Raw genomic sequence first — 20,897 nt, 5'->3', positions numbered from 1 at the left:
GCGGAAAGCGCGTATTTTCCCACACCGCGGGGTAGGGCCGCGTATCGGCCGGTCGGCATATGGCCCCGTCACGCGGAGCGGCGTAGACTTGCAGAGTCGCGTGTCATCGAGGTTTCCATGGCTGACACACTGTCCGATATCCCACCCGTGCTGATCGTCGGCGCGGGGCCGACCGGCCTTGCCGCGGCGATGAGCCTGGCGCGGGCCCGCGTGCCGGTGCGCATCATCGATCGCCTGGCCGCGCCCGCGCCGTTTTCGCGCGCGATCGGCATCCAGGCGCGCACGCTCGAGCTGCTGGAGCAGCATCGCGCGGTCGAGCCGTTTCTCGCGCTCGGCCATCGCGCGCATGCGGCCGAGCTGCATGCCGACGGCCGCTTGATCGCGCGGCTCGATTTCGATCCGCTGCAAACGCGCTATCCGTATCTGATGTTTCTCGACCAGAGCATCACCGAGCGGCTGCTCGCCGAGCATCTGGCCGGGATGGGCGTGACCGTCGAACGCGGTACCGCGCTGACCGCGTGCGACGCGGGCGGCACGTCGCTCGACGTGACGCTGCGCCGCGCAGATGGCCGCGACGAGTCGTTCGCGCCGTCGTACCTGATCGCGGCCGACGGCGCGCACAGCACGGTCAGGCATCTGCTCGGCCTGGGCTTTGCCGGGCATGCATTCGAACAGACTTTCCTGCTGGCCGATTTCGCGGCGATACCCGAGTGGCCGGACGAAGAGATCCGCCTGTTCACGACGCCCGAAGGTATTGCGGGCCTGTTTCCGATGGGGAGCGGCCGTTACCGGCTCGTCGCGGACCGGCCGCTCGGCAGCGACGCGTCGCCCGGCGCGCCGGCGCCGTCGCTCGAGGAATGCGACGCGATCATCCGCGCGCGCGTCGGCGCCTCGATCTCGCCGAGCGATCTCGCGTGGTCGTCCTATTTCCACCTGCACAGCCGGATGGTCGACCGGCTGCGTCATGGCCGCGTGTTCTTCGCGGGCGACGCCGCGCACGTCCACAGCCCGGCCGGCGCGCAGGGCATGAACACCGGCATCCAGGAGGCGTTCAACCTGGGCTGGAAGCTCGCGCGCGTCCTCGGCGCAGGCGCACCCGAGCGGTTGCTCGACACGTATCACGCGGAGCGCCATCCGATCGAGCGCGACGTGCTGCGGCAGACCGGTTTCGTCACGCAGGTCGTCGAAGCCGAGCGCGGCGCGATGAAGCTGCTGCGCGATCACGTCGTGCCGCTGCTGGCGTCGTTCGGGCCGATGCGCGACGCGCTGCGGCGCACGGTGAGCGAGCTCGGCGTGCAGTACCGGAAGAGTCCGCTCACGCTCGAGCGCGTGCTCGACGGCGGCCCGCGCGCGGGCGAGCGCGCGCCCGATGCGCTCGTGCACGTGCTCGACGGGCCGCTCGGTCGTGCGCCCGGCACGGCGCGGCTATACGATCTTCACGATCCGGCGAGCTTCACGCTGTTGCTGCTGGAGGAGCCGGTGGACACCGACGCTGGCGAGGTGCCGCCGATCCCGGCCGATGCGCGGGGGCTCGTGCAGGGGCTCGAGCGCATCATGCCGGAAGCGGTGCGCGTGTGGCGTGTCGCCGATGCCGAAGGCGACGGGGCGGCGGGGCTCGCGCAGGAATACGGCCGCTCGCGGCCGTCGTTCTATCTGCTGCGGCCGGACGGCTATGTTGCCGCGCGCGGGCGCACGGCGACCGACGCCAATGCGCTGCTGCGCCATTGCGAAAACTGGTTCGCGGGCATGTCGGTGTCCGCGTAGCCGCGCGGTCAGGCGGGCGCCGCGGCAGGGACGAGCGACGCGCGGTGCGCGGCGATCGCGTCGCGCACGATCGGTGTCGCGCGTTGCCCGGCCGCGTTCGACGGATCGTCGAGCGCGGCGAGCAGCGCTCGGCGCATGCGCGGCTCCCAGAAGCGCCGGATATGCTCGGCGATGCCGGCCAGCGCTTCGTCGCGATCGGGCATCGATTCGAAGAATGCGCCGATCTGGTTGGCCATGTCGATCAGGTGGTCGTTGTCCATTGCTGCCTCACTTGCCTGTCGTCACGGCGGCCGGCGCGGCCGCGCGGCGCTCGAGCAGGTCGAGCTGCTCCGAGTTGAAGCGCGCATAGGCACGCTGCCAGTCGGACGGTTGCGCAACCGGCAACACCTGCACGGCCGTCACCTTGTATTCGGGGCAGTTCGTCGCCCAGTCGGAGCTGTCCGTCGTGATCACGTTCGCGCCCGATTCGGGGAAGTGGAACGTGGTGTACACGACGCCCGGCTGCATGCGCTCCGTCACGAGCGCGCGCAGCACCGTCTGCCCCGCGCGCGACTCGATGCCGACCCAGTCGCCGGTGCGGATCCCGCGATCCTGTGCGTCGTGCGGATGGATCTCGAGGCGATCCTCTTCATGCCACCGGACGTTTTCGGTGCGGCGCGTCTGCGCGCCCACGTTGTATTGCGACAGGATGCGGCCCGTCGTCAGGATCAGCGGATAGCGCTGCGTGACCTTCTCCGGCGTCGGAATGAACTTGGTGATCACGAACCGGCCCTTGCCGCGCACGAACGTGTCGATGTGCATCGTCGGCGTGCCTTCCGGCGCGTGTTCGTTGCACGGCCACTGGATGCTGCCGAGTGCGTCGAGCTTCTCGTACGATACCCCCGAGAAAGTCGGCGTGAGCCGCGCGATCTCGTCCATGATTTCCGACGGATGCGCGTAGTGCATGTCGTAGCCGAGCGCCTGCGACAGCAGCAGCGTGACTTCCCAGTCCGCATAGCCCGCGAGCGGCGGCATCACCTTGCGCACGCGCGAGATCCGGCGCTCCGCGTTCGTGAACGTGCCGTCCTTCTCGAGGAACGTCGAGCCCGGCAGCAGCACGTGCGCGTATTTCGCGGTTTCGTTCAGGAAGATGTCCTGCACGACGATGCATTCCATCGCCGACAGCGCGGCAGCCACGTGCTGCGTGTTCGGATCCGACTGGACGATGTCCTCGCCCTGGCAGTAGAGCCCCTTGAAGCTGCCGTCGAGCGCCGCGTCGAACATGTTCGGGATGCGCAGCCCCGGCTCCGGCTGCAGCGTGGCCGACCACGCCTGCTCGAACTGCGTGCGCACGACCTCGTCGCCGATGTGCCGGTAGCCGGGCAGCTCGTGCGGGAACGAGCCCATGTCGCATGAACCCTGCACGTTGTTCTGGCCGCGCAGCGGATTGACGCCGACGCCTTCGCGGCCGACGTTGCCGGTCGCCATCGCGAGGTTCGCGATGCCCATCACCGTCGTCGAGCCCTGCGCGTGTTCGGTCACGCCCAGGCCGTAATAGATCGCGGCGTTGCCGCCCGTCGCGTAGAGGCGCGCGGCCTCGCGCACCCGCTCGGCCGGCACGCCGGTGACGTCCGCGGTCGCCTCGGGCGAATTGTCGGGCTGCGCGACGAAGTCGCGCCATTGCTCGAACGCGCGCGTGTCGCAGCGCTCGGCGACGAAGGCCTCGGCCACCAGCCCTTCGGTGACGATCACGTGCGCCAGCGCATTGACGATCGCGACGTTGGTGCCGGGGCGCAACTGCAGGTGGTGCGTGGCCTTCACGTGCGGGCCGTCGACGACGTCGATGCGGCGCGGGTCGATCACGATCAGCTTCGCGCCTTCGCGCACGCGCCGCTTCAGCCTCGAGCCGAACACCGGATGGCCGTCGGTCGGGTTCGCGCCCATCACGACGATCACGTCGGCCTGGCCGACCGAGGCGAACGTCTGCGTGCCGGCCGATTCGCCGAGCGTCGTCTTGAGGCCATAGCCGGTCGGCGAGTGGCACACGCGTGCGCAGGTATCGACGTTGTTGTTGCCGAACGCGGCGCGCACGAGCTTCTGCACGAGATAGGTTTCCTCGTTCGTGCAGCGCGACGACGTGATACCGCCGATCGAATCGCGGCCGTACTTCTGCTGCAGCTTGCGGAATTGCGTCGCCGCGTACGTGAGCGCCTCTTCCCAGCTCACTTCGCGCCACGGGTCGGTGATCTTCTCGCGGATCATCGGCTTCGTGATGCGGTCCTTGTGCGTCGCATAGCCCCACGCGAAGCGTCCCTTCACGCACGCGTGGCCTTCGTTCGCGAGACCGTTCTTGTGCGGCGTCATGCGCACGACCTGCGTGCCCTTCATCTCGGCCTTGAACGAGCAGCCGACGCCGCAATACGCGCAGGTCGTGATGACCGAGTGTTCGGCCTGCCCCAGTTGCACGACGGATTTTTCCTGCAGCGTGGCCGTCGGGCAGGCGGCGACGCACGCGCCGCACGACACGCATTCCGACGCCATGAACGATTCGCTTTCGCCCGCGGCGACGCGCGATTCGAAGCCGCGCGCGGCGATCGTCAGCGCGAACGTGCCCTGCGTTTCCTCGCACGCGCGCACGCAGCGGTTGCAGACGATGCACTTCGACGGGTCGTACGTGAAGTACGGATTCGACTCGTCCTTCGTGTCCTTCAGGTGATTCGCGCCGTCGAAACCATAACGCACCTCGCGCAGCCCGACCACGCCCGCCATGTCCTGCAGCTCGCAGTCGCCGTTGGCCGGGCACGTGAGGCAGTCGAGCGGGTGGTCGGAGATGTACAGCTCCATCACGTTGCGGCGCAGCGACTGCAGCCGGTCCGACTGCGTGCGCACCTTCATGCCGGCTTCGGCGGGCGTCGTGCACGACGCCGGATAGCCGCGCCGGCCCTCGATCTCGACGAGGCACAGCCGGCACGAGCCGAACGGTTCGAGCGAATCGGTCGCGCAGAGCTTCGGGACGTTGACGCCGGCTTCGATCGCCGCGCGCATCACCGACGTGCCGGCCGGCACCGTGACCGGCTGGCCGTCGATTTCGAGCGTGACGTCGGTATCGGCATGCCGTTGTGGCGTGCCGTAATCGGTATCGTCGAACGGGTCGCGGGCGCGCGCCTGTGCCGCGCTCTTGCACGCGCATTGGCCCGAGCCGCAGCCGCCTTGGCGGACGTTGTTCGTGTCGAGTGACATGCAGGGCTCCTTCTGGGTCAGGCCGCGGCCTTGACCGGGCCCGACGCGGCATCCTTGCCGGCAGCGAGCCCGAAATCTTCGGGGAAATGGTCGAGTGCGGACAGCACCGGGTACGGCGTCATGCCGCCCATCGCGCATAGCGAACCGGCCAGCATCGTGTCGCACAGGTCGCGCAACAGCGTGACCTGCCGCTCCGACGTATCGCCGTGGCGGATCCGCGCGATCGTCTCGACACCGCGCGTCGAGCCGATCCGGCACGGCGTGCACTTGCCGCACGATTCGATCGCGCAGAACTTCATCGCATACTCGGCCAGCTCGGCGAGATTCGACGTGTCGTCGTGCAGCACGATGCCGCCGTGGCCGACGACCGCGCCGATCGCCGCGTACGCCTCGTAGTCGAGCGGCACGTCCCACTGGTGGTCGGGCAGGTAGGTGCCGAGCGGGCCGCCGACCTGCGCGGCGCGTGCCGGCCGGCCGCTGGCCGTGCCGCCGCCGAAGTCGAACAGCAGTTCGCGCAGCGTGACGCCGAACGCGAGCTCGACGAGACCGCCGTGACGGATGTTGCCTGCGAGCTGGAATGGCAGCGTGCCGCGCGAGCGGCCCATCCCGTAGTCGCGATAGAACGCGGCGCCGCGCGCGAAGATCACGGGCGCCGTCGCGAGCGTGATCACGTTGTTGATGACCGTCGGCTGGCCGAACAGGCCGGCGAGCGCGGGCAGCGGCGGCTTCGCGCGCACGACGCCGCGCTTGCCCTCGAGCGATTCGAGCAGCGCCGTTTCCTCGCCGCATACGTACGAGCCCGCGCCTTTCGCGACGTGCAGCTCGAACGCGTGCGCGGAGCCGAGCACGTGCTCGCCGAGCCAGCCGGCTTCACGCGCGCGGACGATTGCCGCTTCGAGCGTGGCGATCGCATGCGGGTATTCGCTGCGCACGTAGATGTAGCCGACCGTCGCGCCGGTGGCGACGCCCGCGATGATCATTCCTTCGATCAGGCAGTACGGGTCGCATTCCATCAGCAGGCGGTCGGAGAACGTGCCCGAATCGCCTTCGTCCGCGTTGCAGACGATGTATTTCTGCGCGGCGCGCGCCTGCCGCACGGTACGCCACTTGATGCCGGCCGGGAACGCCGCGCCGCCGCGGCCGCGCAGCCCCGACTCGATCAGCGTTTCGCATGCGGTGTCGCCGTCGAGCGCCAGCGCGTTCTTCAGGCCGGCAAGCCCCTCGTGTTGCAGATAGTCGTCGATCGACAGCGGATCGGTCAGGCCGATCCGTGCGAACGTGAGCCGCTGCTGGCGGGCGAGGTAGGGCAGCGCGTCGACGAGGCCGACGCCGCTCGGGTGCGCGCCGCCGTCGAGCCAGCCGGCATCGAACAGGGCGGGCACGTCGGCGGCCGACAGGTTGGCATAGCCGACGCGACCTGCGGCCGTCCCGACCTCGACGAGCGGTTCGAGCCACAGCAGCCCGCGTGACCCGTTGCGGACCACCTCGATGGCGACCCCGCGCCGTTCGGCCTCGGCCGAGATCGCGGCGGCGAGCGCGTCGGCGCCGAGCGCCAGCGCGGACGAATCGCGCGGAACGTAGATGCGGGTCGTCATGCCGCCTCCTGCGCGTGGGCCACCGCGTCGGCCAGCAGCGCGTCGAACTTCTCCGGCGTGACCTTGGCGTGGAGCACCCCGTTGACCGTCATCGACGGCGATTGCGCGCACAGTCCGAGGCAGTAGACCGACTCGAGCGCGACGTCGTCCGGCGTACGGGCCGCGGCGGCATCGCCGTGCTTGGCGTCGAACCGGCAGCCCGTGCGGGCTTGCGCGTGGGCGGCGAGCGCCTCGCAGCCCATGCTGCGGCACGCTTCGGCGCGGCACATCTGGATCGTCACGCGGGCGGGCGGCGCGGTGCGGAAATGGTGGTAGTAGGTCAGGACGCCATGCACTTCCGCGCGCGACAGGTTCAGCACCTTGGCCAGCGGCGCGACGCAGCCCGCCGGCACGTAGCCCGCGTCGTCCTGGATCGCATGCAGGATCGCGACGAGCGAGCGGCCGGCGCGCGCATGGCGCTCGACGAGCACGTCGGGCGCAGGGGAATTCGGGGACATCGGTTTTGCTCCTCCAAAGCCTCATATGCGCTCGAAATTCATATAGTGCGCATCGCGACTTCGTTCTGATTGATTTTCACCCACGATAAGCGGAAGATTTCGCGGTCGCAATAGGAAATCGGAGTGCATAATTGATTCGGGTCGAATGCGACGCGTATCTGACCGTACGCGACACGGAAGGCCGGTCGGCCAGTCTGTCGGACGTCGCTCCGCTGCTGGAACTCGTGGCCGATACGGGCAGCATCGCGCAGGCCGCGCAAGCCAAGGGACTGTCGTACCGGCACGCGTGGGGCATGCTACGCGCGCTGGAATCGTGCATCGGCGGGGAATTGATCGAAACCGCGCGCGGCAAGGGTTCGACGTTGTCGGCGCTCGGCCGGGCGGTCGTCGATGCGCAGCGTCTGGCGCATAGTCGCCTCGACGGGAACCTGCGCGCGCTGGCGGCCGAGGTGGCCAGCGACCTGAACCGGCGGCTCGCGCAGCGCGACGGCGCCGTGCGCATCCATGCGTCGCACGGTTATGCGGTCGCGACGCTCGTTTCCGCGCTCGTCGATGCGCAGGCGGCCGTCGACATCAAGTATCGCGAGAGCGTCGAGGCCGTGCAGGCGCTCGCCCGCGGCGAATGCGACCTCGCCGGTTTCCATTTGCCGCGCGGCGCGTTTCGCGCGCAGTGCGCGCAGATCTACCGGCCGTGGCTCGACGACACGCGCCACGTGTTGATCCACCTGACACGCCGCCAGCAGGGGCTGTTCGTGCCGCGCGGCAACCCCAAGCAGGTGCGCGGGCTGGTGGATCTCGCGCGTGACGACATTCGCTTCGTCAACCGCCAGCCGGGGTCGGGCACGCGCATGCTGCTGGATCTCGCGCTGCGCGCGATCGGCATCGATCCGGAGCGCATCGACGGCTATGCGTCGGCCGAACTCACGCATTCGGCGATCGCGGCGTTCGTCGCGAGCGGCATGGCCGATCTCGGCTTCGGCGTCGAGCCGGCCGCCCGTCACTTCGGGCTCGACTTCATCCCGATCGTCGACGAAGACTATTACTTCGCATGCGAACGCGCGCGGCTCGATGTGCGGCCGCTCGCCGATGTGCTGGCGCTGCTGCGCGACGCACGCTTCGTCGAACGCGTCGCGCATCTCGACGGCTACGATCCGGCTGCGTGCGGCGCGCTGGAGCGCATCGCGACCGGGCTGGCCGGCGGCGACGGCACGAGCGTGCCGGACGGCAATTCCCGGTAACGAGGACGCGATCGAACCGCGCTGCAGCAGCGGGGGATTTGCGCTACGCTTGCCGCTTGATCAACGTTCCAACAAGCACGCCGTTCAGGCGTCATCCCGCCATGAAATTTCCCGTTCCCCTTGCCGCGGCAGCGTTGACCGCGGGGTTGCTGGTCGTCGCTTCGCCGTTTGCGTTCGCGCAGAATTCCCCGGGCGTGCCCGGCGGCATCCTGAGCGAACAGTTCCGACTGAACGAACATCCGCAGATGCCGTTCGCGGCATCGGCGCCGTCGGACAAATACCAGACCGGCAAGAAGTCGGCGTTGCGCCGCAAGGGCGACCTGGGCGACCCGAACGGCTGCAACCTGAAGTGCCCGATGGATGCCCGGTAGCGCGCAGGCAGTTGGCCTGTGCCCAAGTGGGGTGCTGTCTTCTGCGTCACGGATCGATCAACCGACAGACCTGCTACCCGCGCTCCACCCCATCCTGCTTTGTTCGAGCCCCGCGAAGCCTGCGCTTTGCGGGGCTCGTGCTTTTCCGCGGCCCTTCATGCAACGCGGGAGACGAAACGGCGATTTGCCCGCATCGCCTTTCGGGCAGGGGTCTAGGGTTAACCCTTAAATCAGGAAGGATGTCTTCCTGAAACCTGCCTTATTCTTAAGCATCCACCTACATAAACTTCGGTTTGTCGGCGCTGATCAAGGGTGTTCACCGCCGAATCAGACAAATCTGGAGGTAGGTCATCATGAAGTCGCTCGTTCAAGCCGTTGTCGTTGCTGCCGCTCTCGTTGCCCCGGTTGCGTCGTTCGCCCAGTCGGGCTCGACGATCACCCGTGCGCAGGTCCGTGCCGAACTGGTTCAACTGCAGCAGGCCGGTTACAACTCCGCCCGCGGCGAAGATCCGCATTATCCGGAAGCGATCCAGGCCGCAACCGCGCGTGTCGCGGAGCAGCAGCGCAGCGCCCTGGCTCAAGCTCAAGGCGCCGACGCCAGCGGCTACGGTGCGCAGGCACAGGGCGCATCGGCGTCGGGTTCGCGCGCAATGGGCGTGCGCCCGGCCAGCGCGGACGAAATGAAGTCGCTGTATCGCGGCAGTTGAGCCCCGCGTCGCCGGTCACGGTCGGGGCCCAAGTCGTGCCCAAACCCTGACCAGCGGGCCGGCCGCTGCGCGGCGCAATCGCTGATGGGGCGACCGCGCCAGAACATCCGTCACCTCCTGCCGCCGGAGCACCGGTGGCATTCCGCCCGGCCCGTCCGGGGCTGGGTGCTTTTTCGGAAGGAGTCGGCGTGCGTGTCGCCGGCAACAAAAAACCCCGCAGACTGGCGTCATGCGGGGTTCGTGCGACGAGCGCGGAATTTGGTGGAGGCGGCGGGAATCGAACCCGCGTCCAGAAGCGCTCCACGACTAGTTCTACATGTTTAGTTCGGTCTTTTGATTTAACCGCAGCGACGCGGACGAACACGCTGCACTACGGCGATTCGCTAGGTTTTCGACCCTGGCGTCGCGACGCCGACAGGGCTTAACTGACGTAAATGACCTCTGGCGGTATTGCTACCGGTCTTGCGACACTAGCCCGTCAGTGAACTAGGCAGAGGACGGCGGCCCTTAGGCTGCCAGTGCGAACGTATCGTCGTTTGCAGTTACGATTTTCCCATTGATTAACGAGGTGACGGGTCCTCGACATGCCCTAGCCGCTTCACAACCCCTGTCGAAACCAGGTCGCCCCCGCGGATAAGATCGATCATTATAGCCCAACATCGCGCAGCAGGTGCCGCAGTTCCTGCGTCGAACCGACGAGATGCTGCGCTTGCCAGTCAGCCGGCGCCGCGCCGTCGCCGCAGTAGCCGTACGCGGCGGCGACCGTCGCCATGCCGGCGGCGCTTCCGGCCTGAATGTCGCGAAGATCGTCGCCGACATAGACGATGCGCTCGGGCGCGAGCGCCATCTGCGCTGCCGCATGCAGCAGCGGAGCCGGGTGCGGCTTCGAGTGCGGCGTTGTGTCGCCCCCGACGATGCAGGCCGCGCGCGACGACAGGCCGAGCAGGTCGGCGAGCGGCGCCGTGAGGCGCATCGCCTTGTTCGTGACGATGCCCCAGCGCACGCCGCGCGCATCGAGTTCGTCGAGCACGTCGCCGATGCCGGGAAACAGCGTGGTATGTACGCAGATATCCGTTGCGTAATTGATCAGGAACTCGTCGCGCATCGCTTCGTAGCCGGGCGTGTGCGGATCGATGCCGAACGCGCCGCCCAACAGGCCCCGCGCGCCGGCGGACGCCAGCGGCCGCAACACGTCGAGCGGCGTTTCGGGCAGGCCGCGCGCGCGCTGCATCATGTTGACGGCTGCCGCGAGATCGGGCGCCGTGTCGGCGAGCGTGCCGTCCAGGTCGAACAGGACCGCATCGCAGTGCAGCAGGCGCGGTTCGTCTGCGATCCGCGCGGTCGAAAGGGGAGTCGTCATGCCGTTCGGAGGGTCACGCGCCGCGGCGGCACGCGACGAGGTAGTTGATGTCGGTGTCGTTCGACAGCGCGAAGCGCTTGCCGATCGGGTGATAGGTGATGCCCTTGATCTCGACGATGTGCAGATCCGTCGCGCGCACGAAGCCGGCCAGTTCCGACGGGCGGATGAAGCGCGCATAGTCGTGCGTGCCCTTCGGCAGCATTTGCGCGATGTACTCCGCGCCGATCACGGCGAACAGGTAGGACTTCAGGTTGCGGTTGAGCGTCGAGAAGAACACCCAGCCGCCCGGCTTCACGAGCGTCGCGCACGCGGCCACGATGTCGCCGGGCGACGGCACGTGCTCGAGCATCTCCATGCACGTGACGACGTCGTAGGTGCCGGGTTCGCGCGCGGCGATCGCTTCGGCGGCGATCGCCTCGTATTCGACCGAAATGCCGCTTTCGAGGCTGTGCAGGTCGGCCACGCCCAGCGCTTCGGTCGACAGATCGATGCCTTTCACCTGGGCGCCGAGCCCGGCCATCGATTCGGACAGGATGCCGCCGCCGCAGCCGATGTCGAGCGCGCGCTTGCCGGCCAGATGCGCATGGGCATCGATCCAGCCGAGCCGGACCGGGTTCAGGTCGTGCAGCGGTTTGAATTCGGCATTCGGATCCCACCACCGATGGGCGAGGTCGCTGAATTTCTGGAGTTCGTGCGGATCGGCGTTGGTCATGTCGGCAAACGGGCTACGAGAGGAGGGCGGTGCTTCGGTGCGTCAGCCCCGAGTATATAAGCGGGCGAACGACGAGGCCAGCGAGCGCCTGGACGGGCGTCAATGAAAAAGCCCCGCCGGAGCGGGGCTTTGAAGCAGTCGAGAGCCGCGGCTTAGTTTGCCGGAACGGTCGTCTTTTCCACTTGCTGCGTACCAACCACTTCGACTTCCACGCGGCGGTCCGGTGCGAGGCAGGCGATGAGTTGCTTGCGGTTCTTCTGGTTGCAGCCAGTCGTAACCGGGTTGCGCTTGCCCTTGCCTTCCGTGTAGATCTTGTTGGCCGGCACACCCTTGCTGACCAGGTACGACTTCACGGCTTGAGCACGGCGCAGCGACAGGCGGTCGTTGTACTTGTCCGAACCGATGCGGTCCGTGTAGCCCGTTGCAACGACCACTTCCGTGTTCATGCCTTGGATCTTCGAAGCCAGTTCGTCCAGCTTCTGCTTGCCCAGCGGCTTCAGCGTTGCCTTGTCGAAGTCGAACAGTGCGTCGGCTTGATACGTGATCTTCTGGCTCGAGATGACCGGAGCGACCGGAGCGACCGGCGGCTGCGGTGCCTGGGCGACCAGTGCGCCATCGCACTTGGCGTTGGCGGTGGCCGGCGTCCAGAACGCATCGCGCCAGCAGAGCTCGTTCGTGCCGTTCATCCACACCCATTCGCCCGTGCCGTTCACCCAGTTGTCATTGACGGCCTGACGCGACGCCGGCACCGATTGTGCCGAAGCGGATGCAGCCATAACTGCGGTAGCTGCAATGAACGCGAGCTTTGAAAGTTTATTCATATTTCTCCTCTCGAAATTGAGATTACCGCAGGTTTACTGCGAGCCTGTTGACGGTGACAAGTCATACATTGCTCGAAGTATAACATTGGTGCGGCACAAAAATGCGGCGCCGCTCCTTGTAGGTAGACTTCGAGCAGCGTCTAACTTTCAGTGCGTTGGCATTTTGCCATATCGTTCCCTTCCTACGAAAAAAAATCCTCCCCACCCCAAGATCGCTTCAACTTTGTGGTGCATGCGCAACACCGGCCTGCCGCAACTTTTAGAAATTGTCAAGAGCGCGTGAGGTTGCGCGCCGGCGTGCGGTTGTTTACGCGTGCGCATGAAACGCGCGCCGCGCAGTCGTCCGCGATGTCGGGTCCGAGCCGGGCGCGCGGTTGCGTCCGGCTTGCCGCCGCCGCGATTTTCGCTATCTATATATAGAGGGGGAGGCGAATTGGCGGCTGATGGGCGCATGTTAGAATCTCGCGTTGCGTTGCGCATGCAGCGCCCACGCGAAAGGCGTTCGCCGTCTTCGCTCCGAAACGATACGGATACATGGATCAATTCGCCAAAGAGACCCTGCCCACCTCCCTAGAGGAGGAAATGCGCCGTTCGTATCTCGATTACGCGATGAGCGTGATCGTCGGACGTGCCCTCCCGGATGTCCGCGATGGCCTGAAGCCCGTGCATCGGCGCGTGCTGTTCGCGATGCACGAACTGAACAACGACTGGAACCGCGCGTACAAGAAGTCGGCGCGTATCGTCGGTGACGTGATCGGTAAATACCACCCTCACGGCGATACCGCGGTCTACGACACGATCGTGCGGATGGCGCAGGATTTCTCGCTGCGCTACATGCTGATCGACGGGCAGGGCAACTTCGGCTCGATCGACGGCGACAATGCCGCGGCGATGCGCTACACCGAAATTCGCATGGCGAAGATCGGTCACGAGCTGCTCGCCGACATCGACAAGGAAACGGTCGATTTCGAGCCGAACTACGACGGCAACGAAATGCAGCCGTCGGTCCTGCCGTCGCGCATCCCGAACCTGCTGATCAACGGCTCGTCGGGCATCGCGGTCGGCATGGCGACCAACATCCCGCCGCACAACCTGAACGAAGTCGTCGACGCGTGCCAGCACCTGCTGGGCAACCCGGACGCGACGATCGACGAGCTGATCGAGATCATCCCGGCGCCGGACTTCCCGACGGCCGGCATCATCTACGGCGTCGCCGGCGTGCGCGACGGCTACCGCACCGGGCGCGGCCGCGTCGTGATGCGCGCGGCCACGCACTTCGAGGAGATCGACCGCGGCCAGCGGATGGCGATCATCGTCGACGAGCTGCCGTACCAGGTGAACAAGCGCTCGCTGCTTGAGCGGATCGCCGAGCTCGTCAACGAGAAGAAGCTCGAGGGCATCTCCGACATCCGCGACGAGTCCGACAAGAGCGGCATGCGCGTCGTGATCGAGCTCAAGCGCGGCGAAGTGCCCGAAGTGGTGCTGAACAACCTGTACAAGGCGACGCAGCTGCAGGACACGTTCGGCATGAACATGGTCGCGCTCGTCGACGGCCAGCCGAAGCTGCTGAACCTGAAGGAAATCCTGCAGTGCTTCCTGTCGCACCGGCGCGAAGTGCTGACGCGCCGCACGATCTACGAACTGCGCAAGGCCCGCGAACGCGGCCACGTGCTCGAAGGTCTCGCGGTCGCGCTCGCGAACATCGACGAATTCATCGCGATCATCAAGGCCGCGCCGACGCCGCCGATCGCGAAGCAGGAGCTGATGGCGAAGCCGTGGGATTCGTCGCTCGTGCGCGAGATGCTGACGCGCGCCGAGAGCGAGAACGCGGCGGCCGGCGGCCGTTCCGCGTACCGTCCGGAAGGCCTGAACCCGGCGTTCGGGATGCAGGGCGACGGGCTGTACCGCCTGTCCGACACGCAGGCGCAGGAAATCCTGCAGATGCGTCTGCAGCGCCTGACCGGCCTCGAGCAGGACAAGATCATCGGCGAGTACCGCGACGTGATGGCGCAGATCGCCGACCTGCTGGACATCCTCGCGCGCCCCGAGCGGATCACGACGATGATCGGCGACGAGCTGACCTCGGTGAAGGCCGAATTCGGCGACGCGCGCCGCTCGAGGATCGAGCTGAACGCGACCGAGCTGAACACCGAGGATCTGATCACGCCGCAGGACATGGTCGTCACGATGTCGCACGCGGGCTACGTGAAGTCGCAGCCGCTGTCCGAGTACCGCGCGCAGAAGCGCGGCGGTCGCGGCAAGCAGGCGACGCAGATGAAGGAAGACGACTGGATCGAGACGCTGTTCATCGCGAACACGCACGATTACATCCTGTGCTTCTCGAACCGCGGCCGCGTGTACTGGGTCAAGGTCTATGAAGTGCCGCAGGGCTCGCGCAACTCGCGCGGCCGTCCGATCGTCAACATGTTCCCGCTGCAGGAAGGCGAGAAGATCAATGTCGTGCTGCCGGTCAAGGAATTCTCGGCCGACAAGTTCATCTTCATGGCGACGTCGCTCGGCACCGTGAAGAAGACGCCGCTCGAGGCATTCAGCCGCCCGATGAAGAAGGGCATCATCGCGGTCGGCCTCGACGACGGCGACTACCTGATCGGTGCGTCGATCACCGACGGCGCGCACGACGTGATGCTGTTCTCCGACGCCGGCAAGGCCGTGCGTTTCGACGAGAACGACGTGCGTCCGATGGGGCGCGAGGCGCGCGGCGTGCGCGGCATGCAGCTCGAGGACGGGCAGCAGGTCATCGCGATGCTGGTTGCCGGCAGCGAGGAGCAGACCGTGCTCACCGCGACCGAAAACGGCTACGGCAAGCGCACGCCGATCACCGAGTACACGCGCCATGGCCGCGGCACGAAGGGTATGATCGCGATCCAGACGTCCGAGCGCAACGGCAAGGTCGTGGCCGCGACGCTCGTCGACGCCGAGGATCAGATCATGCTGATCACGACGGCCGGCGTGTTGATTCGCACCCGTGTTTCCGAGATACGCGAGATGGGGCGCGCCACGCAAGGTGTTACACTCATCAGTCTCGATGAGGGTACCAAGCTCTCTGGCCTGCAGCAGATCGCGGAGGCCGAAGAGGGAGAGGGCGAAGCCGACGAGGCGTCGGACGGCGAAGCCTGAAGAACGGATGAGACTCTGGCCGCCGCGGGCGAAAAGCGCCGCGGCCGGCGAGCAACCATTCATATTTCCAAAAGGGAGTGATGATGCAAAAGCAATTCAAGCAACTGGTTCTGCTGGCTGCACTGGTGCCGACGTTCGCGATGGCGCAGGCGCTGTCGAATTCCGCACCGGCTGCTCCGGCGGCAGCTGCGCCGATCGACGCCGACAAGAAGGCTGCGATCAAGGATCTGCTCGACGCGATCGACGCGCCGAAGCTCGTGTCGGCAATCGGCAACAGCGCCGAAATGCAGGCGAAGCAGCTCGTACCGGCCATCCTGTCGGACGCGCTGTCGGAAAACAAGACGCTGAACGACAAGCAGAAGCAGGCTGCCGTTCCGACGCTGCAGAAGAACGCGGTGCCGAAGCTGGTCGACGGCGCAGGCAAGGTGTTCGGCACGCAGCAGTTCCAGAGCGATGCGATGTCGGCGCAGTACGACGCGTACGCGAAGTACTACAGCACGTCGGAGATCAAGGATCTGACGACGTTCTACAAGAGCCCGACGGGCCGCAAGTTCATCCAGGTTCAGGATCAGGTCGGTCGCGACGTGGTCAACGGCCTGATGCAGAAGTACATGCCGCAAGCGATCCAGGCAACGCGTACGCAGGCTGACAAGGAAGTCGCAGCAGTCAAGCCGGGCAAGTAAGCCGTCCGGGCGCGCCCCCGGCCGTTCGGCCGGGTTTGGCGGGAGCCTGACGACAGTGCGATAATGGCCGTTTGCGCGCGAGCGCAAGCGGCCATTTCTTTTCTGGCGCGTTTTGCCGGCGGCAAGCCGGTCGCGTCCTTCCCGAGGTTTTCACGATGCGCGTCTTTAATTTCTCCGCCGGCCCGGCGGCGATGCCCGAGGAAGTGCTGCGGCAAGCCGCCGACGAAATGCTCGACTGGCACGGCAGCGGCATGAGCGTGATGGAGATGAGCCATCGCGGCAAGGAATTCATGTCGATCCACGAGGCCGCGCTGACCGATCTGCGCGACCTGCTCGGCGTGCCGGCGAGCCACCGGATCCTGTTCCTGCAGGGCGGCGGCATCGCGGAAAACGCGATCGTGCCGATGAACCTTCTCGGCTCGCGCAAGACGGCCGATTTCGTCGTGACGGGTTCGTGGTCGCAGAAATCGTTCGGCGAGGCGAAGAAGTTCTGCACGCCGCATCTGGCCGCGACCGGCAAGACGGAGGACGGCTTCACGCGTGCGCCCGCGCGCGCCGAATGGCAGTTGTCGGACGATCCGGCCTACGTGCATCTGTGCACCAACGAGACGATCGACGGCGTCGAGACGTTCGAGATCCCCGATCTCGGCGACGTGCCGCTGGTCGCGGATGTCTCGTCGCACATCCTGTCGCGCCCGATGGACGTCGCGAAATACGGCGTGCTGTTCGGCGGCGCGCAGAAGAACATCGGGATGGCCGGCGTGACGGTCGTGATCGTGCGCGAGGATCTGCTCGATCGCGCGCTGTCGATCTGTCCGTCCGCGTTCGAATGGAAGACCATCGCCGCGAACAACTCGCTGTACAACACGCCGCCCACTTACGCGATCTACATCGCGGGCCTCGTGTTCCAGTGGCTGAAGCGGCAGGGCGGCCTCGAAGCGATCGAGGCCCGCAACACCGAAAAGGCGAAGCTGCTCTACGACACGATCGACGCGAGCAGTTTCTATCTGAACAAGGTCGAGCCGGCAGCACGTTCGCGCATGAACGTGCCGTTTTTCCTGGCCGACGAATCGCGCAACGAAGACTTCCTTGCCGGCGCAAAGGCGCGCGGGCTGCTGCAGCTGAAGGGCCACAAGTCCGTCGGCGGCATGCGGGCGTCGATCTACAACGCGGTGCCGCTCGAGGGCGTGAAGGCGCTCGTCGAGTACATGAAGGACTTCGAGCGGCGCGGCGCCTGACGGCGGCGCTGTTCAAACAGCACGGCAAAACGCATGGACGACGAACTGAATTCCCGCCTGAAACCGCTGCGCGACCGCATCGACGCGATCGACGCGCAGCTGATCGCGCTCCTGAACCAGCGCGCCGCGGTGGCGCTGGAGGTGGGCGAGGTCAAGAAGCATTTCAACGCGCCGGTGTTCCGGCCGGAGCGTGAGCTGCAGGTGATCGCGCGGCTGCAGGACATGAGCGCCGGGCCGCTCGCGAGCGAGCACATCAGCGCCATCTGGCGCGAGATCATGGCGGCGAGCCGCGCGCTCGAGCAGACGATCCACGTCGCGTTCCTCGGGCCGGTCGGCACGTATAGCGAGCAGGCGATGCTCGAGTATTTCGGCCAGTCGATCGAAGGGCTGCCGTGCCCGTCGATCGACGAGGTGTTCCGCTCGGTCGAGGCCGGTGCGTCCGCGTTCGGCATCGCGCCGGTCGAGAATTCGACCGAAGGCGCCGTCTCGCGCACGCTCGACCTGCTGCTGCAGACCCAGCTGGTGATCAGCGGCGAGCTCGCGCTGCCCATCCATCACAACCTGCTCACGCAGAGCGGCACGCTCGACGGCGTGAAACGTGTCTGCGCACATGCGCAGGCGCTCGCGCAATGCCAGCAGTGGCTCGCGGCGAATGCGCCGCAGCTCGAGCGGCAAGCCGTGGCGAGCAACGCGGAGGCCGCGCGCCTCGCCGCGGCCGATCCGACCGTCGCCGCGATCGCGGGCGACCGCGCGGCCGCGCACTACGGTTTGCAGATCGCGTTCTCGCTGATCCAGGACGACCCGCACAACCGCACGCGCTTCGTAATCGTCGGCAAGCAGCCGGCCGGCCAAAGCGGTCACGACCAGACGTCGCTGATCGTGTCGGTGAAGAACGAGCCGGGCGCCGTGTTCAAGCTGCTCGAACCGCTCGCGCGGCACGGCGTGTCGATGACGCGCTTCGAATCGCGTCCGGCCCGCGTCGGCACGTGGGAGTATTACTTCTACATCGACATCGAAGGGCACCGCGACGATGCGGCGGTGGCGGCCGCGCTCGCGGAACTCGGTCAGAAGGCCGCGTTCCTGAAGATACTCGGCTCGTATCCGCGCGCACGGTGACGCGCTGCGGCCCGGCGCCCGCTTGTGCAGGCGTGGTGGCCGGGCGGGCAGGGCAGGCCGGTCGGCGCTGCCGAAGGCGGGCTCGGGCGGTATCCGGTGCAGGTTGCGCCGGATGCGGGCCCGCTGCCCGGAATCTGGAATTCCGCGTGCGGGGCGTCGTTTCGCGCGCGTAACTTGGCTCTTGTCGTGTCAGGCTTTGCATTCAACAAACTGGTCATCTTCGGCGTCGGCCTGATCGGCGGGTCGCTCGCGCGCGCGTTGCGCGAGCGCGCGCCGGGCAGCGCGGGCGAGATCGTCGGCGTGGGTCGTTCGCAGGCGTCGGTCGAGCGCGCGCTGTCGCTCGGCGTGATCGACCGTGCGGCGGCGCTCGACGACGACGCGCAATTGCGCGACGCGCTGGCCGGCGCCGATCTCGTCCTGCTGGCCGCGCCCGTCGCGCAGACGGGCCCGTTGCTCGCGCGCGTCGCGCCGTGGCTCGACCGCGCGACGATCGTCACCGATGCGGGCAGCACCAAGTCCGATGTCGTCGCGGCGGCGCGCGAAGCGCTCGGCGCGCGCATCGCGCAGTTCGTGCCGGGTCATCCGATCGCGGGGCGCGAATCGAGCGGTGTCGAGGCCGCGTTGCCGGATCTCTACGTCGGCCGCAACGTCGTGCTCTGCCCGTTGCCGGAGAACGCGCCCGAAGCCGTGGCGCGGATCGATGCGATGTGGCGCGCGACCGGCGCCGACGTGCGCACGATGAGCACCGAGCAGCACGATCGCGTATTTGCGTCGATCAGCCATCTGCCGCACGTGCTGTCGTTCGCGCTCGTCGAGCAGATTCTCGGCGAAGCCGACGCGGAACTGAAATTCTCGTACGCGGCTGGCGGTTTCCGCGATTTCACGCGCATCGCGGCGTCGAACCCGGAAATGTGGCGCGACGTGTGCGTCGCGAATCGCGCGGCGCTGCTCGACGAGCTCGACGGCTATACGCGCGTGCTCACGCGGTTGCGCGCGGCGATCGACGCCGGCGACGGCGCGGCGCTCGAAGCCGTATTCACGCGCTCGCGCGCCGCACGCAAGGCATGGCAGGAACGCGGCGGCACGCCGGCTGCCGAACCGGTCAAGAAATAACAGGACGATTCCCATGGACTATCTCGATCTCGGCCCATACTCCAGCGCATCGGGCACCGTGCGCCTGCCCGGCTCGAAGAGCATTTCGAACCGCGTGCTGCTGCTCGCGGCGCTCGCCGAAGGCGAAACGACGATCACCAACCTGCTCGACTCCGACGACACGCGCGTGATGCTCGACGCGCTCGGCAAGCTCGGCGTGAAGGTCGCGCGCGACGGCGACACCTGTGTCGTCACCGGCACGCGCGGCGCGTTCACCGCGAAGACGGCCGACCTGTTCCTCGGCAACGCGGGCACGGCGGTGCGGCCGCTGACCGCCGCGCTCGCGGTGAACGGCGGCGACTATCGCGTGCACGGCGTGCCGCGCATGCACGAGCGGCCGATCGGCGATCTCGTCGACGGTTTGCGCCAGATCGGCGCGCAGATCGACTACGAGCTCAACGACGGCTACCCGCCGCTGCGGATCAAGCCGGCGACGATCTCGGTCGACGCGCCGATCCGCGTGCGCGGCGACGTGTCGAGCCAGTTCCTCACCGCGCTGCTGATGACGCTGCCGCTCGTGAAGGCGAAGGAGGGCAGGACCGTCGTCGAAGTCGACGGCGAGCTGATCTCGAAGCCGTACATCGACATCACGATCCGGCTCATGGCGCGTTTCGGCGTGACCGTCGAGCGCGACGGCTGGCAGCGCTTCGTCGTGCCGGCCGGCGTCCGCTACCGCTCGCCGGGGCGGATCATGGTCGAGGGCGACGCGTCGTCCGCGTCGTACTTTCTCGCGGCCGGCGCGTTGGGCGGCGGCCCGTTGCGGGTCGAGGGCGTGGGGCGCGCGAGCATCCAGGGCGACGTCGGTTTCGCGAACGCGCTGATGCAGATGGGCGCGAACGTGACGATGGGCGACGACTGGATCGACGTGCGCGGCATCGGCCACGATCACGGCAAGCTGGAGCCGATCGACATGGACTTCAACCTGATTCCCGACGCGGCGATGACCATCGCGGTCGCGGCGCTGTTCGCGAACGGCACGAGCACGCTGCGCAACATCGCGAGCTGGCGCGTGAAGGAGACGGACCGCATCGCCGCGATGGCGACCGAGCTCCGCAAGGTCGGCGCGATCGTCGAGGAAGGCCCCGACTATCTCGTCGTCACGCCGCCGGAAAAGCTCACGCCGAATGCGGCGATCGATACGTACGACGATCACCGGATGGCGATGTGCTTCTCGCTCGTCAGCCTGGGCGGCGTGCCCGTGCGGATCAACGATCCGAAGTGCGTCGGCAAGACGTTCCCCGACTATTTCGACCGCTTCGCCGCGCTCGCCAAGGCCTGACCCGACT

At 67.1% G+C, this 20,897-nt stretch carries 17 protein-coding genes and 1 other RNA gene; 10 read left to right on the top strand and 8 right to left on the bottom strand.

What is annotated here, in order from left to right:
• Positions 1 to 117 precede the first annotated feature (117 nt).
• On the top strand, positions 118 to 1,764 hold the full coding sequence (locus KPB06_RS19700; RefSeq protein WP_226093720.1) for an FAD-dependent monooxygenase: 1,647 nt from the start codon (positions 118 to 120) through the stop codon (positions 1,762 to 1,764).
• A gap of 8 nt (positions 1,765 to 1,772) precedes the next feature.
• Here the strand turns inward: KPB06_RS19700 and KPB06_RS19695 are convergent, their stop codons facing one another.
• Genes KPB06_RS19695 through KPB06_RS19680 form a run of 4 tightly spaced genes read right to left on the bottom strand, consistent with a single transcriptional unit; the run spans position 1,773 to position 7,075 of the window.
• Positions 1,773 to 2,024 (bottom strand): formate dehydrogenase subunit delta, encoded by a 252-nt coding sequence (locus KPB06_RS19695; protein ID WP_059574078.1) that lies wholly within the window; start codon positions 2,022 to 2,024, stop codon positions 1,773 to 1,775.
• Positions 2,025 to 2,031: 7 nt separating this feature from the next.
• Positions 2,032 to 4,983 carry a formate dehydrogenase subunit alpha gene (gene fdhF / locus KPB06_RS19690; RefSeq protein WP_275920505.1) on the bottom strand — a complete coding sequence of 984 codons (2,952 nt, stop codon included), beginning with the start codon at positions 4,981 to 4,983 and terminating at the stop codon, positions 2,032 to 2,034.
• Between the two features lie 17 nt (positions 4,984 to 5,000).
• Positions 5,001 to 6,578: a formate dehydrogenase beta subunit gene (locus tag KPB06_RS19685; protein ID WP_059574076.1), complete on the bottom strand. Its 1,578-nt coding sequence runs from the start codon at positions 6,576 to 6,578 to the stop codon at positions 5,001 to 5,003.
• Positions 6,575 to 7,075, bottom strand: coding sequence for an NAD(P)H-dependent oxidoreductase subunit E (locus KPB06_RS19680; RefSeq protein WP_059574075.1), 501 nt, complete (start codon positions 7,073 to 7,075; stop codon positions 6,575 to 6,577). Before KPB06_RS19680 ends, KPB06_RS19685 begins: the two co-directional genes overlap by 4 nt.
• A 131-nt stretch (positions 7,076 to 7,206) precedes the next feature.
• On the opposite strand from KPB06_RS19680, the gene KPB06_RS19675 reads away from it, so the two are divergent.
• The 3 genes from KPB06_RS19675 to KPB06_RS19665 all read left to right on the top strand — a co-directional run bounded on the left by KPB06_RS19675 (position 7,207) and on the right by KPB06_RS19665 (position 9,391).
• Positions 7,207 to 8,313, top strand: a complete 1,107-nt coding sequence (locus KPB06_RS19675) for a substrate-binding domain-containing protein (protein ID WP_275906233.1) — start codon at positions 7,207 to 7,209, stop codon at positions 8,311 to 8,313.
• Positions 8,314 to 8,414: 101 nt separating this feature from the next.
• Positions 8,415 to 8,684, top strand: coding sequence for a hypothetical protein (locus tag KPB06_RS19670; protein ID WP_059574073.1), 270 nt, complete (start codon positions 8,415 to 8,417; stop codon positions 8,682 to 8,684).
• Between the two features lie 353 nt (positions 8,685 to 9,037).
• Positions 9,038 to 9,391 (top strand): DUF4148 domain-containing protein, encoded by a 354-nt coding sequence (locus KPB06_RS19665; protein WP_099316180.1) that lies wholly within the window; start codon positions 9,038 to 9,040, stop codon positions 9,389 to 9,391.
• Positions 9,392 to 9,650: 259 nt separating this feature from the next.
• On the opposite strand, the gene ssrA is transcribed toward KPB06_RS19665, so the two are convergent.
• The 4 genes from ssrA to ompA all read right to left on the bottom strand — a co-directional run bounded on the left by ssrA (position 9,651) and on the right by ompA (position 12,284).
• Positions 9,651 to 10,020, bottom strand: a transfer-messenger RNA (tmRNA) gene (gene ssrA, locus KPB06_RS19660).
• A 17-nt stretch (positions 10,021 to 10,037) separates the two neighbouring features.
• Entirely contained in the window at positions 10,038 to 10,751 is a 714-nt protein-coding gene (gph, locus tag KPB06_RS19655) for a phosphoglycolate phosphatase (RefSeq protein ID WP_059574071.1), read from the bottom strand.
• 13 nt (positions 10,752 to 10,764) lie between these two features.
• Positions 10,765 to 11,463 carry a bifunctional 2-polyprenyl-6-hydroxyphenol methylase/3-demethylubiquinol 3-O-methyltransferase UbiG gene (ubiG, locus tag KPB06_RS19650; RefSeq protein ID WP_023475819.1) on the bottom strand — a complete coding sequence of 233 codons (699 nt, stop codon included), beginning with the start codon at positions 11,461 to 11,463 and terminating at the stop codon, positions 10,765 to 10,767.
• 152 nt (positions 11,464 to 11,615) lie between these two features.
• Positions 11,616 to 12,284, bottom strand: a complete 669-nt coding sequence (gene ompA / locus KPB06_RS19645; RefSeq protein ID WP_059574070.1) for an outer membrane protein OmpA — start codon at positions 12,282 to 12,284, stop codon at positions 11,616 to 11,618.
• Between the two features lie 534 nt (positions 12,285 to 12,818).
• On the opposite strand from ompA, the gene gyrA reads away from it, so the two are divergent.
• The 6 genes from gyrA (at position 12,819) to aroA (ending at position 20,890) form a co-directional block, all read left to right on the top strand.
• Entirely contained in the window at positions 12,819 to 15,422 is a 2,604-nt protein-coding gene (gyrA, locus tag KPB06_RS19640; protein ID WP_059574069.1) for a DNA gyrase subunit A, read from the top strand.
• 83 nt (positions 15,423 to 15,505) lie between these two features.
• A complete protein-coding gene (locus KPB06_RS19635) occupies positions 15,506 to 16,105 on the top strand; it encodes a DUF2059 domain-containing protein (RefSeq protein ID WP_006486966.1) in 600 nt (199 codons plus the stop codon).
• A gap of 155 nt (positions 16,106 to 16,260) precedes the next feature.
• Positions 16,261 to 17,343 (top strand): 3-phosphoserine/phosphohydroxythreonine transaminase, encoded by a 1,083-nt coding sequence (gene serC, locus KPB06_RS19630; RefSeq protein ID WP_059574068.1) that lies wholly within the window; start codon positions 16,261 to 16,263, stop codon positions 17,341 to 17,343.
• 33 nt (positions 17,344 to 17,376) lie between these two features.
• A complete protein-coding gene (pheA, locus tag KPB06_RS19625) occupies positions 17,377 to 18,459 on the top strand; it encodes a prephenate dehydratase (RefSeq protein ID WP_034206715.1) in 1,083 nt (360 codons plus the stop codon).
• A gap of 186 nt (positions 18,460 to 18,645) precedes the next feature.
• Positions 18,646 to 19,572, top strand: a complete 927-nt coding sequence (locus KPB06_RS19620; RefSeq protein ID WP_059574067.1) for a prephenate dehydrogenase — start codon at positions 18,646 to 18,648, stop codon at positions 19,570 to 19,572.
• A 13-nt stretch (positions 19,573 to 19,585) separates the two neighbouring features.
• On the top strand, positions 19,586 to 20,890 hold the full coding sequence (aroA, locus tag KPB06_RS19615) for a 3-phosphoshikimate 1-carboxyvinyltransferase (RefSeq protein ID WP_059574066.1): 1,305 nt from the start codon (positions 19,586 to 19,588) through the stop codon (positions 20,888 to 20,890).
• Positions 20,891 to 20,897 lie beyond the last annotated feature (7 nt).

The sequence above is a fragment of the Burkholderia semiarida genome (assembly GCF_029268935.1).
Taxonomy (GTDB): domain Bacteria; phylum Pseudomonadota; class Gammaproteobacteria; order Burkholderiales; family Burkholderiaceae; genus Burkholderia; species Burkholderia semiarida.
Note: the sequence above shows the minus strand (reverse complement) of the source record. Positions and strands in the feature narration are given on the sequence as shown.

Coding starts and splice junctions, on each gene's coding strand:
- KPB06_RS19700 (WP_226093720.1), top strand. CDS start 118: ATGGCTGACACACTGTCCGATATCCCACCCGTGCTGATCGTCGGCGCG.
- KPB06_RS19695 (WP_059574078.1), bottom strand. CDS start 2,024: ATGGACAACGACCACCTGATCGACATGGCCAACCAGATCGGCGCATTC.
- fdhF (WP_275920505.1), bottom strand. CDS start 4,983: ATGTCACTCGACACGAACAACGTCCGCCAAGGCGGCTGCGGCTCGGGC.
- KPB06_RS19685 (WP_059574076.1), bottom strand. CDS start 6,578: ATGACGACCCGCATCTACGTTCCGCGCGATTCGTCCGCGCTGGCGCTC.
- KPB06_RS19680 (WP_059574075.1), bottom strand. CDS start 7,075: ATGTCCCCGAATTCCCCTGCGCCCGACGTGCTCGTCGAGCGCCATGCG.
- KPB06_RS19670 (WP_059574073.1), top strand. CDS start 8,415: ATGAAATTTCCCGTTCCCCTTGCCGCGGCAGCGTTGACCGCGGGGTTG.
- KPB06_RS19665 (WP_099316180.1), top strand. CDS start 9,038: ATGAAGTCGCTCGTTCAAGCCGTTGTCGTTGCTGCCGCTCTCGTTGCC.
- gph (WP_059574071.1), bottom strand. CDS start 10,751: ATGACGACTCCCCTTTCGACCGCGCGGATCGCAGACGAACCGCGCCTG.
- ubiG (WP_023475819.1), bottom strand. CDS start 11,463: ATGACCAACGCCGATCCGCACGAACTCCAGAAATTCAGCGACCTCGCC.
- ompA (WP_059574070.1), bottom strand. CDS start 12,284: ATGAATAAACTTTCAAAGCTCGCGTTCATTGCAGCTACCGCAGTTATG.
- gyrA (WP_059574069.1), top strand. CDS start 12,819: ATGGATCAATTCGCCAAAGAGACCCTGCCCACCTCCCTAGAGGAGGAA.
- KPB06_RS19635 (WP_006486966.1), top strand. CDS start 15,506: ATGCAAAAGCAATTCAAGCAACTGGTTCTGCTGGCTGCACTGGTGCCG.
- serC (WP_059574068.1), top strand. CDS start 16,261: ATGCGCGTCTTTAATTTCTCCGCCGGCCCGGCGGCGATGCCCGAGGAA.
- pheA (WP_034206715.1), top strand. CDS start 17,377: ATGGACGACGAACTGAATTCCCGCCTGAAACCGCTGCGCGACCGCATC.
- aroA (WP_059574066.1), top strand. CDS start 19,586: ATGGACTATCTCGATCTCGGCCCATACTCCAGCGCATCGGGCACCGTG.